This window comes from bacterium (assembly GCA_040755755.1).
In the GTDB taxonomy this organism is placed as follows: Bacteria; SZUA-182; SZUA-182; order DTGQ01; family DTGQ01; genus DTGQ01.
The window spans coordinates 56071-68662 of the sequence record JBFLZW010000016.1 but is presented as its reverse complement, the minus strand read 5'-3'; the positions used below and the strand labels follow the sequence as shown (position 1 = coordinate 68662).

Here is a 12592-nt window from a genome sequence, read left to right as displayed (position 1 = left end):
CCTGGAAGCAAGCAAAAAGTAAAAAGGCACAAGGAGGAACTTGTTTTACTTTTACTTTTCAATGATATCCTCTGCGTCTCAGCGTCTCTGCGGGAGAATTACTAATTCTTATGTAAGTGCCATTCGGCCTAAATCCAAATTAGGAGAAACTCCATTTCTTCTACTCACTAACAGTATTTTATCTTGACAATGAATGGTATATATCTTATAATTTATCAAAATATGATTCACAGGAAAAGCCAGAGAAAGGCTTTCAAGGGAAAATGGTGGAAAACCATTGCGGACCCGCCGCTGTAACCGGGGATGAAATCTGCACAAAGCCACTGCCTTCGATGGGTGGGAAGGCGCAGTGAGTAAGATGATCCGGAAGCCAGAAGACCTGCCTGTGAATGGGGAAGATATATGATTACCCCTCGTGGATTAGGGTGTGGTTATGCTGGAGAGCGAGGATGGAAAACGGCATCCCCGGGCTTGTTCTCAGATAGGCCCGGGGATTTTTTTTTGCCGGCAGGTTATAGTCACCAGTAGGTCATAGTCAAAAGTTACAGATCATACATTGAGCAGGAGTTCGAACATGAGTCTATTAGAAGCGACCCTGAAAGAGCACCTCAAGATGCGGTTGCCCGTGCCAGGGCACGGGAGCGTCTTTCCCGGCTCACCATGCCCTTGCGGGCTCTTGGCCGCCTCATGGACTGGCTGGCATAATCGCTCCAGCCATCCTCCAATCATGCTGCCGGCTATTATGATCGCTGCTCATCAGTGCATGGAACAGGGCCATAAAAAAGCCCTGGAAACCCTGGGGAAAAGGCCCCTGCTGGATCTTGATCTTCGGCTGGGCGAAGGCAGGGGGGGCAGCTCTGGCTATGAATCTGGTCGAAGCTGCCGCAGGTATTCTGACCGGTATGGCCACTTTTGAGGAAGCCGGGGGGTCCCAGGCTCGTGAGTAGGAACGCTCGCGTATCATACATAACCATAAAACTCTCAAGGCTATGAAGTCATCGTCATTTATGGACATAAAAACCAATATGTCAAGGCATGAGCATGGTGGGAATTTAAATCGATTGGCTGAAATCACCGCCTGCCCTGCTGAGGATATCCTTGATTTTTCCGCGAATATAAATCCCCTTGGACCTCCTCAATGGCTTGGCCCTCTGATCAGCTCAACGATAAGCTCCCTGGTGCATTACCCGGATCCTGATTGCCGGTCTTTAGTCAAGGCCCTCAGTAACCGGTATGCTATACGAGAAGAAGAGATTCTGGTTGGCAATGGATCAACTGAACTCCTGTATCTTTTTCCGCGAGCTCTTCCCGTATCGAGTGCTCTCATCCCGGTGCCGTCATACGCAGATTATATCAGGGCAGCGCACCAGGCCGGACTGTCTGTCGAAGGTATCCTCCTGGAAGAAAGCTGCGGATTTGGTCTCGATTTTTCAACCCTGGAGGCACGACTGAAAGGAAATGAACTGGTCGTGATCGGCAGCCCGAACAATCCTACCGGCCATGCGGTTGATGCGAGCTCGTTGCGGTTACTGGCCAGGCAGCATCCTTCTACCTTCTTTATGGTCGATGAGGCCTTTATCGATTTTCTTGAAGGTGCCGACAGTTTGATTTCTCATCGGCCCGCCAACGTCATCCTTCTTCGCTCGCTTACCAAATTCTACGCTATCCCCGGGTTGAGATTAGGGTGGGCTGCGGCTGACGCCGCGATAGTCGAAAGGGTGCGGGAAATTGCTCCCCCCTGGTCAGTCAACTCGATTGCCCAGGCAGCAGGGGAAGCGCTTTTCCGCCAGGATAGTGACTATGCCGGGCGGACCCTGGCTCTGGTGGGGGAGGAACGGCAGTTCATTCTCAGTGAGCTTCGCTCCCTGCCCGGATTAACGGTCTTTCCGGGAAAGGCCAATTTCCTTCTGGTGCGGATAGATCATAATGACTTGAAAGCCACAACCTTAGCCCGCCGGATGCTCAAGGCGGGAATAGCTATTCGCGTCTGCGATAACTTTCTGGGACTGGACGAGCGGTATTTCCGGCTGGCAATCAGAACAAGAGAAGAAAACAGGCGGATGCTGGAAACATTACAGGCCGCACTTGGCTATTCGCCGGGCAGGTAATAATGATGAGATTGGAGTATCAGATTTTCCTGGCCCTGGGACTTGATCTTTTGGTTGGAGATCCTCCCTGGTTTCCTCATCCGGTTAAACTGATCGGAAGATCGGCAGCCGGATTGGAGCCTCTTTTCCGGCGTTCCTTCTCAAAACCCCGGACAGCGGGGATAGCACTGGCTCTGGTCATTATCTTCCTGAGCGGGCTGGGGACCTCCCTGCTGATCAAAACGGCACAGTGGGGAGCACGATGGATTCATCCTCTGGCCGGGGACGTTGTTTCAATTCTGGTTATCTATACTTCTCTGGCGGCACGGGATCTCATCCATCACAGCTACCAGGTCTACCGCTGTCTGAAGGCCGGTGATCTTACAAGAGCCAGACAGAGAGTTTCTCTGATGGTTGGCCGCGATACGGACCGACTGGATGAGGAGGGTGTAGTGCGGGCTGCGGTAGAAAGTGTTGCCGAGAATATGGTTGACGGTATCACTGCACCGCTGTTCTTTACCTTCCTGGCCGGGCCGGCAGGAGCCATGATTTACAAGGCTATTAATACCCTTGATTCAACCTTTGGTTATAAGAATGAGCAATACAGGGAGTTCGGCTGGGCTTCGGCCAGGATTGATGACGCAGCCAATTATCTTCCGGCCAGGCTGACTGCGCCTTTAGTGCCAATGGCTGCTTTTTTGCTGAAGCTGAAACCCTTCAATTCCCTTCGGATACTCCGGCGTGACAGGAAGAAGCACCCCAGCCCCAATTCAGGTTTGGCCGAAGCTGCATTTGCCGGGGCCCTCGGAGTACAATTAGGCGGATTGAACTATTACTCCGGCTGCCCTTCGTTCAGGCCGGTTTTAGGAGACCAGACCATGAGGCTGGAGTTGAATCACATTCTCAAAGCCAATGCCCTGGTTCTGTTGACAACAGCCCTGGCAACTCTCTTCTTCATCGGGTTACGAATGGCGCTTTTCTAGGCATGGACCAATGAAAATATAAAGGGAAAGGAAAAATGAAAAAAGCAGCGCTCTTGCTGGGACATGGTTCCCGTATTCAGAAGGCCAATGAATCGCTTTACTCCATAGCCGAGATGGTCAAAAGCAAAAGCGGCCTGGCCATAGTGAAACCGGTCTTTCTCCAATTCGCCTCACCCGGTTTATTGGAGGGAATTGAATATTGCCTGGCCCAAGGGGTTGAGGAAATCCTCGTCCATCCTTATTTTCTTTACACCGGTGCCCATGTCCTTCAGGATATCCCGGCCATGATCGAAAGCATCCGGCAGGATCATCCTTCTGTGCGCATCAGGCTTACGCCTCCTTTAGGTGTGCATGACAAGCTGGTGGACATTGTCCTAGAGAGACTTGCGGAAAATGGAGACCCTGAGCCAGACACCTCAGACCCGGACCTCTCGGATCCTGCCCTGATCGAGAGGAAGAGCTTTGAAATCATATCAGCCCGGATTCAGGAAGATGCTTTCCCGGAGCCTGTGCGGCCCATAATCAAACGGGTTATTCACGCCACCGGGGATGTCGCCATTGCTTCATCTGTTCGTTTTTCTCCTCACTTTTACCAGCAGCTTTCAGCAGCCCTGCCCAAAGGGGTGCCCATTATCACTGACGTGTTCATGGTCAGGGAGGGCCTGAACCCGGCCCTTTTGGCCAGGTTCCATAATCCGGTCTTTTGTTTTATCCGTGATAAGGAAGTAAGAGAGACGGCTGAACGGGAGAAAATCACCCGTTCCATGGCTGCCCTGCGAAAAGGAGCATCCCTCTACCCGGAAGGTGTTTTTCTGGTGGGCAACGCGCCAACCGCGCTTCGGGAATTAATTCATCTCTACCGCCAGCACAGGATTGCACCGGCAGGTGTGATTGGCTGTCCGGTTGGATTTGTGGGAGCATCCGAGGCCAAGGAAGAGCTCTGTCAGACGGATATCCCCTATTTCACCTGCCTGGGACCAAAAGGAGGCAGTCCCATGGCAGCAGCAGTAATCAATGCACTGTTAAGAGAATTACCATAACCTGATGAGGATAAAGATGATGAAGAAAAAACACTATACCCTTATTGCTACCTTTACTTCCATACCAGTTTTGGTAATATTACTCCAGGCAACCTCTGCCTGGGCCATGCACATTTCAGAAGGGATTCTTCCCTTCCCCTGGGCTATCTTCTGGACCGTCTTGGCTGCCCCCTTTCTTATCAAGGGGCTGGTTGATATCAAAAAGAAAAACGAGGAGCTGCCAAGCTATCTTCCGCTGCTGGGGATGGTTGGAGCGGCCGTGTTCGTGTTTTCCTGCCTCCCTGTTCCCGTTCCCATTGCCGGGACGTGCAGTCACCCGGCAGGCACCGGACTTTCGGTAATTCTCCTGGGATTTTTCCCCAGCATCACGGTGGCGGCTGTAGCGCTTCTCATCCAGGCGCTTTTCCTGGCCCACGGAGGATTAACCACCTTCGGAGCCAATGTGTTCTCCATGGGCATTATCGGATCCTTGGCAGGCTTTCTCGCTTTTCGACTGGGCAAGTCATGGAAAATTCCTTTATTCTGGCGCGCTTTTATAGCCGGTGTAGCCGCAGATATTTTTACCTACCTGGCCACTTCGGTTGAACTCGGCCTTGCCCTGCACGGTGACGAGGCTGCGGCCAAAGTCATTACCACGATCTTTGTTTCATTCTTGCCGACCCAGATACCCTTATGTATTCTGGAAGGGGTACTCACTGCGGGTGCCGTGGTTTATATTTATAAACACCGGCCCGTAGTTCTGCAGAAATTGCAGGTGGTTTAGGTGAGAGATATGATCTATAATGGAGGAATGAGGTTATGAGAAAGGAAAAGGCACTATTCCTGTTTCTGGCAATAATGTTATTCTCTTGTATTTTTATCACTTCCCGGTCGATGATTGCCTCTTGTGCTGAATGGTCTGGTGTCGATGAGACGGTAGTCGAAAAGTATGCTGAAAAGTATGGCCGCTCAGCCCGTGAGCCTTTCATTAATACTGACCAGGGAGACCTGCTGCTGTTTGTCTTTTGCCTGGCGGGCACCATTGGCGGATTTGTCATGGGCTATTCATTCCATAAATTTTTCCACGAGTCGGAAAAGGCTGTCCCAAATGCTGATCCATCACCTGGCAGATAGGGGCTGCTTCGGAGCAGACACCTGGTTTGGGCAACTTGATGCGCGCCTCAAGATTATCTTTGCCCTTTTAGCCCTTATGATTAACCTCTACCGGAATTCCTTCCTGACCTGTGGATTCTTTTCCCTGCTGGCCATCGTTTTCTTCCTCTCAGCCAGGGGGTCTTGCAGGAATCTGGCAGTCCGGATGATTCCTCCGGCAGGAATAGCAGCCATGGTAGCCCTCATCCAGGGAGTTGTGGTACGAGGAACCGCCATGTACTCCCTCTCCTTCCCTTATGGACCTGTGCTGACCATCTCCCGGGAAGGGCTCATTCAGGGGGCACTGAGGGCTTCCCTGATCCTCAGCGGAGCACTGTTGATTCTGATCCTTGTCCTGACCACTCCGATGCACCAGATGATATCTTCACTGGCCTGGTTTCGGGTGCCTGCTCTTTTTATCGATATTTTCCTGTTCGTCTTCCGCTATCTCTTCCTCCTGGCCGAAGAAGCCAACCGGATCTATGAGGCCCAAAGGGTCCGCCTGGGCTATAGCGGCTGGCGGCGGAGCCTGAGCTCCCTTCAAACTCTTGGGGGGATGATCTTTTTAAGGGCTTTTGACCGGGCGGAGAATGTGTATCAGTCGATGCAGACTCGCGGATACAGCGGCCAGAAGATTGCGGTTATGGTAAATCCTCTGACCGGCAGGGATTATCTGTTTTTGTTCATGCTCCTGTCTTTGAATTTAGCAGGGTTTATCATCTGAAGGTAAGGCAACAAGTATGCAGGACCAGCCATTTTTAACTGCGGAAAACATCACCTATAGTTACGCTGACCACACCCGCGCCCTGGAAGAGGTCTCGTTGACCATCCAGAGAGGTGAGTTTTTTTCCGTCCTTGGGGCAAACGGCTCAGGAAAAACCACCCTTTTGAAGATTCTCGATGGCCTCCTGAAACCTTCGACCGGCACGGTGGTATTCGAGGGAGAGGCATTGTCTTCTATCGATCGGAATCTCCTTTTTTCCCGGATATGTACGGTTTTTCAAGACCCCAACGATCAGCTTTTTGCCCCGACGGTAGAGCAGGACATTTCATTTGGCCCCTGTAATCAGGGCCTGTCTGAAGCTGAGGTCCGTCAGCGGGTGAAAAAAGCCCTTGAGCTGGTCGATATGGCACCATTGGCCCACAAGTCAATACATGCCCTGAGCTATGGCCAGAAAAAACGCATCTGCCTGGCTGGTGTTCTGGCCATGCAGCCGCAAGTCATAATTCTCGATGAGCCTACCTCCGGCCTCGATCCCATGGGCGTCAGCGCTATTATGAAGCTGCTTAAAAAACTGAATCAGGAAGAAGGGATCACCATGATTATGGCCACTCACATGGTGGATCTGGTCCCTTTGTTTATCAACCGCCTGGCTATCCTCCGTCGGGGGCGCATCGTGCGGGTGGGGACGCCGGAAGATATTTTCCATGATACGCCTATGATCAGAGATGCAAAACTGCGCCTGCCCAGGGTAGCTCATTTGCTGGAAATATTAAAGAAAGAGGATCACCTTGGGCTCGAGAAAATCCCTTTGACTATTGGGGAGGCAAGAAGAGCAATCGTGAACCTGATGTCGAGGAAATGATAAGATGCCGTCTGATTCCAGGGAAACCGGAAAGTCGCACCAGCCTCACCCGCGCAGGCTGCACCTGCGGCCTGGATATACGACAGGCTCATGCGCCGCTGCGGCAGCCCGCGCCTGTGTGGAGCAGTTGCTGCTGCACAAAGGTTTTGCACCCACCAGCCTGCTTTTGCCATCAGGTGAGCGGCTTGTGCTCCAGCCGGTCAATCCGCGCATGGGTGAAGGCTGGGCTGGCTGTGGCATCATCAAGGATGCGGGAGACGATCCTGATGTCACCGATGGGATTGAAATCCGGGCCAGGATAACGCTCAATTCGCAGCCTGGAAACGATATCAGGATTGCGGGGGGGGATGGAGTAGGCCGGATAACCAAAGAGGGGCTGGAGCTTCCACCGGGAGAGCCAGCCATCAATCCGGTCCCCCGCAGGATGATCCGGGATAATGTCCGGGAAATACTCAAGGAGGCCAACTATGCTGGCAGTGTCATAGTCGAGATTTCAGTTCCCCAGGGTGAGCTGACAGCGGTAAAAACCATTAACGCCCGTCTGGGCATTGTCGGCGGCATATCCATTCTTGGGACAACCGGCCTGGTGGAGCCGGTTTCTGCCCTGGCCTGGCAGGATACTATTGTCGCCTGCCTCAAAGTAGCCAAAGCCTCCGGTTGCGAAAGGGTGGTCCTTTCTCCCGGAAGATCGAGCGAGGCAGCAGCAATAAAGGTATTTCCCCATTGGCCGCACGAGGCTTTCATCCTCATGGGCGATTATGCGGGCTTCTCCCTTGATGCGGCCAGAAAATTCGGTTTCCGGCAGATTATTATATCTGCCCAGTTTGCCAAACTGGTGAAAATAGCCCAGGGGTGCATACACACCCATGTTCACCATTCCACACTGGATATGGCCTGGTTATCTGCATCTGCTCAGCAGGCCGGATATGGGCAGGAGACTTTGGCCTTTATAAGTCGGGCACATACTGCCCGCCAGGTCTATCAGTATTTTAGGCAGCGGTCAGACGGTCTCTTTTTTTCCACTCTGGTTGACCGGATATCGAGAGACTTGGGAGTAAGATGCATTCTTTTCTCCTACGAAGGGGAAAAAATCGCTGATAGTCAGGAAGAGGGCAGGGGAGGGCGGGCAGGATGAAGGCACTGCATGAGTGGCTGCACATTGTGGGTATCAGCCCCTGCCCGGCACAGGATGTCTTTAACCACCCTGCCTTTCTTCCTCATTTACCTGATGATACTATGCTTTTGGCTGGGGCACCACGGCTTCAGGAGCTTTTTCCAGGCTTTGGAGGGCAAAGGCTGTTCCTGAAAGGGGACCTTGATTTCCTGATTAATCAGGTAAAATCATACCGGGGGCAAAGAGTGGTCGTCCTGGCTTCGGGTGACCCGAATTTTTTTGGCATTGCTTCCACCCTGCTGCAGCACGTTGATCCGCAGGAGGTTACGATTCACCCGGCTGTAAGCTCAATGCAGTGGGCTTTCGCCAAAGCCAGGATTCCCTGGCATGATGCTGCCCTGATCAGCCTGCATGGAAGGCCGATTCATCATCTGGCCAAAGTCTGGCCGGAGAAAAAAATCGGCATTTTTACTGACAACTCCAATACCCCGGCCCGGATTGCTTCCTTCCTGCTGGACCGGGGAGCAGCCCGGGACGGGCATTATTTTCTGTTCGAAAATCTTGGCTGTGAGCATGAGAAAATGACTCAAGGTACACTCCAGGACCTTGCAGCAAGGGAGAGTGAGCCGCTCAATATCCTCCTGTTGGTGAAAGCGGCCCCTGAGAGCCCTTTGAGCCTGCATCCTGCTCCCGGTCTGCCGGAAGAGGAGTTCTTCCATACGGCCGGCCTGATTACCAAGCGCGAAATCAGAGCGGCAGTGCTTTCGCACTTGAGACCGCAGGAGGATTCAATCTTTTGGGATATCGGGGCTGGAAGCGGCTCGGTCTCGATAGAGGCTGCACGGTTTATTCGATCCGGCCTCATCCTGGCTATTGAAAAAAAGCCTGCCGAGGTGGAAAATACCATCAAAAACCGCAGCAGGTTTCAGGTTCTGAATCTTGAGGTTATTCCGGGTGAAGCCCCCGGCATCCTGACCGATTTGCCTGATCCTGACCGGATTTTCCTCGGCGGAAGCGGCCGGTCCCTTGGCCCTAACTTGGAAACCTGCTGGCAGAGACTGAAAAAGGGCGGGCGGATAGCAGTGAACGCTGTCACCCTGGAGAGCCTGACCATAGCCAAAGAGTTTCTCCGCTCACAGGCCGGGTATTTTGATATGACAGCTATCCAGATTTCCCGGAAGAAAGACCTGGCCGGATTAACCATCATGGAGCCCTCGCCTCCGGTGTATATTCTGGTTGGGGAAAAGGAGGATAAGTTGTGAATCCTAAAATCGAAACTATTGTTACTGAGTTCCACCGACACCTTGAAGCACTTTACGGCGACCAACCGGTACAGGTAGTGCTTTTTGGTTCTCAGGCTCGTGGTAAAAGAGTGAACGATCATTGAGCCAATGGGCTGCCTGGCCACGGTTAAACATACAAGTTACCCGGAGAAGAAGCAAAATGACCAAAGGAATTCTTTATGGTATCGGCATCGGGCCGGGAGACCCGGAACTTATCACCCTCAGGGGCTTGCGGATTCTCCATCGTACCGGGATTATCGCTTATCCGGTATCCCGTAAGGGAGAGCGGAGCATAGCTCTTTCCACCCTGGAGCAGGCCATGAGTCTTGCCGGGAAGGAAAAAATCGAGCTTCTCTTCCCCATGAGCTACGAACCTCGAACGCCTGGCGTATCCTGGCAGGAAGCCATAAACAGGATCGTTGCTCATCTTGACCAGGGAAAGGATGTTGCCTTTATCTCCATTGGTGACGTGACCCTCTACTCCACGTTTATCTATTTATTTGAAATCATGCAGGAGAAATATCCGCACATCGAGGTGCGGTTTGTGCCGGGAATATCCTCTCTCAGTGCCTGTGCTGCGGCGGCATCTCTTCCCCTCGGCAAAGCAGATGAGCGGGTTGCGGTCCTTCCGGCTACTGCAGACCGTGAAAGGGTGCGAACGGCCCTGGAGGATTTTGATGCCGTGGTGCTGCTCAAAGTAAGCCGGGTTTTCGATCAGGTGTATGATATGCTCAAAGAAATGGATCTGCTCACCAGGGCTACCCTGTTTCAGCGGATCAGCACGGATCAGGAAAGGATTATCCATGATCTTTCTCCCCTGGTGGGGAGCAAAGTGGACTATATGTCACTCCTTATCGTGAGGAGATAAGAGGGAGATAAGTAAATGAATGAAACCGGAACACGGGTTCTTGAGCCAAAGGAACAAGTCGGGCTTGTCGTTGTCCTTACCGGCAATGGAAAAGGCAAGACCACTTCCGCCCTGGGGATGGCCCTGCGCACGGTTGGGCATGGAATGAAGGTCTGCCTTATTCACTTTATCAAGGGCTATCTGTACGCCGGAGAAATGGACGGGCTCAAAAGACTGGCCCCGGAGGCGGAGGCATATTTCACCGGCAAAGGATATTGCGGTCTGGGAGACAATCCTTATTCAAAGGAGGAGCATAGAGTCAGGGCCCAGGAGGCCATGAACCTGGCCTTTGAGAAAATGGCTTCAGACTCTTTTCACCTGATCGTGCTCGATGAAATCAATAACGCCGTCAGATTGAAACTGGTCGAGTTGAACCAGGTGCTTGAGCTCATTGACACCAGGCCCCCGCACCTTCATCTTGTACTGACTGGCCGGGATGCCCATCCCGATGTGATCGAAAGAGCCCATATAGTTACCGAAATGAGAGAGATAAAGCATTCTCTCCATCAGAGCATAGAGCCGCAAAAGGGGATCGATTACTGATAACCAGAATATTATGAGCGAGGCTGACTAAACTATGAAAAAAGGCAAGGTTTACTTCATCGGTGCAGGTCCGGGTGATCCTGAGCTGATTACGGTCAAGGGAAAGCGGCTCTTATCAGAGGCTGACCTCGTGGTCTATGCAGGCTCGCTGGTCAATCCGGCTTTGCTCTCCTTCGCCAGCACGGGAACTGAAACATACGACAGCGCATCCATGACCCTTGATGAAATCACCACTATTCTCATTACGGCAGCCCGGCAGGGGAAGACGGCGGTCAGGCTCCATTCGGGCGATCCCTCTCTCTACGGGGCCATTCAGGAGCAGATGGCGCCTTTGGTCAGGGCAGGGATTCCTTTTGAGGTCGTACCGGGGGTAAGCTCGGTTTTTGGCAGTGCCGCTTCCCTGCGGCAGGAGCTGACCTTGCCTGAAGTCTCCCAAACCCTCATCCTGACCCGCAGAGGTGGCCGCACGAAAGTGCCTGCCTCGGAATCCCTGTCAAACCTGGCCAGGGCGGGAGCGACAATGGCTGTTTTTTTAAGCATTTCAGCTATCCGGGAGGTGGTGGATGAGCTCCTGGCCGGAGGATACCGGAAAGAAACACCGGCAGCCGTAGTTCAAAGAGCTACCTTTCCCGATGAAAAAATAGTGCGCGGCAGGCTGGAGAATATCGCCGACCTGGTCCAGGCTGCCGGTATTCAAAGTACAGCCCTGATCCTGGTGGGAGATGTATTAAAAGCCACAATCAGTCTGCAAGATGAGACGACTCCCTCTCAGCTCTATAATCCTGCGTTCAGCCATGAATACAGGAAGGGGATTCGCACGGAACCCGAAGAAGGTGAAGATGAAGGTGGAAGGTAGAAAGGAGCTTGCTCTCTATGCGCTCACTCCCGGAGGCAGGGATCTGGCTCTGCGCCTGGCCGGGGCATTCCCCCAGGCCGAGGTTTTTCTTGACGAAAAAATCGCAGCCACCTGGAGTGGCAAATGCCGAATACATCTCTTTTCCGAAGGGATCGGGAAGGTAGTAGCCCGCAATTTTCACCTTTTCCGGGCTCACGTTTTTATCATGGCTACCGGGATAGTGGTAAGAAGCATAGCTTCTCTTCTTACGGATAAGTGGCATGATCCGGCGGTGGTGGTTTTGGATGAACGGGGGACCTGGGCCATCAGTCTTCTATCCGGGCATTGGGGAGGTGCCCACGATCTTGCCAGGGAGGTTGCCCATAAGATCGGAGCACTGCCTGTTATCACGACGGCTACCGATGTCGGCAACAAGACGGCCATAGAGGTATGGGCCAAAAGGGAGGGGCTTCGCCTTGAGAATGTTTCTCAGGTCACGGCCTTTAACGCTGCTCTGGTGAAGAATATCCCGCTGTTTTGCTGGAGCGAATACCCACACTACCTCAGCAGGCTCCCGGAGGGCATGAGCGCATGGAATGGCGAAGCATCTCATCCTGTGGATTTTCTGGCAGTCGTCTCTCCCCGCACGGATCTGCCCCGGTGGCCAGCTCAGCACTTTTTACTCCTGCGGCCCCCGGTTCTCTACCTTGGCCTTGGCTGCAACCGAGGTACTTCAGAGGAGGAGATTTATGTCAGTGTTAAGGAGATACTGGAGGAACATGGATACTCGATGCTCTCTCTGGCCGGGGTGGGCACGATCGACCTTAAGGCTGATGAGCCGGGGTTGCAGGGCTTTGCCAGCAGGTTTGGGCTGGAAGTTCACCTTTTTAGCCGCGAAGAACTAAATCGTCTTGATCCTCCCAGCTCACCATCGGACTATGTAAAGAATATACTCGGAGTAAAAGGAGTTGCAGAATGTGCAGCCATGCTTCTTTCGGGCCACCAGGATCTTGTGATAACCAAGGTCAAACGGGGCAATGTAACCGTAGCCCTGGCCTCCCGAAAAAAGGAAGATTAGCGGTT

General features: G+C 52.8%; 13 protein-coding genes, 1 pseudogene and 1 riboswitch. All 14 genes and pseudogenes read left to right on the top strand.

The features are described 5' to 3' along the window. The first annotated feature begins 214 nt into the window (after positions 1–214). Positions 215–402: riboswitch (cobalamin riboswitch) on the top strand. Between the two features lie 340 nt (positions 403–742). The 14 genes and pseudogenes from AB1611_05645 to AB1611_05580 all read left to right on the top strand — a co-directional run bounded on the left by AB1611_05645 (position 743) and on the right by AB1611_05580 (position 12587). Then, positions 743–947, top strand: a pseudogene (locus tag AB1611_05645) (nicotinate-nucleotide--dimethylbenzimidazole phosphoribosyltransferase). 78 nt (positions 948–1025) lie between these two features. Then, complete coding sequence (gene cobD / locus AB1611_05640) at positions 1026–2108, top strand: threonine-phosphate decarboxylase CobD (protein MEW6379073.1); 1083 nt, start codon at positions 1026–1028, stop codon at positions 2106–2108. Between the two features lie 2 nt (positions 2109–2110). Next, the gene (gene cbiB / locus AB1611_05635; protein MEW6379072.1) at positions 2111–3070 is read left to right on the top strand and encodes an adenosylcobinamide-phosphate synthase CbiB; all 960 of its coding nucleotides are present in this window, start codon (positions 2111–2113) and stop codon (positions 3068–3070) included. A 35-nt stretch (positions 3071–3105) separates the two neighbouring features. Beyond that, positions 3106–4110 carry a precorrin-8X methylmutase gene (locus AB1611_05630; GenBank protein MEW6379071.1) on the top strand — a complete coding sequence of 335 codons (1005 nt, stop codon included), beginning with the start codon at positions 3106–3108 and terminating at the stop codon, positions 4108–4110. A 16-nt stretch (positions 4111–4126) separates the two neighbouring features. Continuing rightward, positions 4127–4873, top strand: a complete 747-nt coding sequence (locus tag AB1611_05625; GenBank protein MEW6379070.1) for an energy-coupling factor ABC transporter permease — start codon at positions 4127–4129, stop codon at positions 4871–4873. Positions 4874–4908: 35 nt separating this feature from the next. Then, positions 4909–5223 carry a hypothetical protein gene (locus AB1611_05620; protein MEW6379069.1) on the top strand — a complete coding sequence of 105 codons (315 nt, stop codon included), beginning with the start codon at positions 4909–4911 and terminating at the stop codon, positions 5221–5223. Continuing rightward, entirely contained in the window at positions 5198–5965 is a 768-nt protein-coding gene (gene cbiQ / locus AB1611_05615) for a cobalt ECF transporter T component CbiQ (protein MEW6379068.1), read from the top strand. Before AB1611_05620 ends, cbiQ begins: the two co-directional genes overlap by 26 nt. A 16-nt stretch (positions 5966–5981) precedes the next feature. Beyond that, a complete protein-coding gene (locus AB1611_05610) occupies positions 5982–6827 on the top strand; it encodes an ATP-binding cassette domain-containing protein (GenBank protein MEW6379067.1) in 846 nt (281 codons plus the stop codon). Between the two features lie 4 nt (positions 6828–6831). Next, a complete protein-coding gene (gene cbiD, locus AB1611_05605) occupies positions 6832–7962 on the top strand; it encodes a cobalt-precorrin-5B (C(1))-methyltransferase CbiD (GenBank protein MEW6379066.1) in 1131 nt (376 codons plus the stop codon). Next, positions 7959–9203, top strand: coding sequence for a precorrin-6y C5,15-methyltransferase (decarboxylating) subunit CbiE (cbiE, locus tag AB1611_05600; protein ID MEW6379065.1), 1245 nt, complete (start codon positions 7959–7961; stop codon positions 9201–9203). The genes cbiD and cbiE overlap by 4 nt, the downstream gene beginning before the upstream one ends. A gap of 181 nt (positions 9204–9384) precedes the next feature. Then, positions 9385–10092: a precorrin-2 C(20)-methyltransferase gene (cobI, locus tag AB1611_05595; protein MEW6379064.1), complete on the top strand. Its 708-nt coding sequence runs from the start codon at positions 9385–9387 to the stop codon at positions 10090–10092. A 15-nt stretch (positions 10093–10107) separates the two neighbouring features. Next, positions 10108–10674, top strand: coding sequence for a cob(I)yrinic acid a,c-diamide adenosyltransferase (locus AB1611_05590; protein ID MEW6379063.1), 567 nt, complete (start codon positions 10108–10110; stop codon positions 10672–10674). A gap of 34 nt (positions 10675–10708) precedes the next feature. Continuing rightward, the gene (gene cobM, locus AB1611_05585) at positions 10709–11530 is read left to right on the top strand and encodes a precorrin-4 C(11)-methyltransferase (protein MEW6379062.1); all 822 of its coding nucleotides are present in this window, start codon (positions 10709–10711) and stop codon (positions 11528–11530) included. Beyond that, positions 11520–12587, top strand: coding sequence for a cobalt-precorrin 5A hydrolase (locus AB1611_05580; protein MEW6379061.1), 1068 nt, complete (start codon positions 11520–11522; stop codon positions 12585–12587). The genes cobM and AB1611_05580 overlap by 11 nt, the downstream gene beginning before the upstream one ends. The last annotated feature ends 5 nt before the right edge of the window (positions 12588–12592 follow it).

Coding starts and splice junctions, on each gene's coding strand:
- AB1611_05610 (MEW6379067.1), top strand. CDS start 5,982: ATGCAGGACCAGCCATTTTTAACTGCGGAAAACATCACCTATAGTTAC.
- AB1611_05625 (MEW6379070.1), top strand. CDS start 4,127: ATGATGAAGAAAAAACACTATACCCTTATTGCTACCTTTACTTCCATA.
- cobD (MEW6379073.1), top strand. CDS start 1,026: ATGTCAAGGCATGAGCATGGTGGGAATTTAAATCGATTGGCTGAAATC.
- AB1611_05590 (MEW6379063.1), top strand. CDS start 10,108: ATGAATGAAACCGGAACACGGGTTCTTGAGCCAAAGGAACAAGTCGGG.
- cobM (MEW6379062.1), top strand. CDS start 10,709: ATGAAAAAAGGCAAGGTTTACTTCATCGGTGCAGGTCCGGGTGATCCT.
- AB1611_05630 (MEW6379071.1), top strand. CDS start 3,106: ATGAAAAAAGCAGCGCTCTTGCTGGGACATGGTTCCCGTATTCAGAAG.
- AB1611_05620 (MEW6379069.1), top strand. CDS start 4,909: ATGAGAAAGGAAAAGGCACTATTCCTGTTTCTGGCAATAATGTTATTC.
- cbiE (MEW6379065.1), top strand. CDS start 7,959: ATGAAGGCACTGCATGAGTGGCTGCACATTGTGGGTATCAGCCCCTGC.
- cbiQ (MEW6379068.1), top strand. CDS start 5,198: ATGCTGATCCATCACCTGGCAGATAGGGGCTGCTTCGGAGCAGACACC.
- cobI (MEW6379064.1), top strand. CDS start 9,385: ATGACCAAAGGAATTCTTTATGGTATCGGCATCGGGCCGGGAGACCCG.
- cbiD (MEW6379066.1), top strand. CDS start 6,832: ATGCCGTCTGATTCCAGGGAAACCGGAAAGTCGCACCAGCCTCACCCG.
- cbiB (MEW6379072.1), top strand. CDS start 2,111: ATGATGAGATTGGAGTATCAGATTTTCCTGGCCCTGGGACTTGATCTT.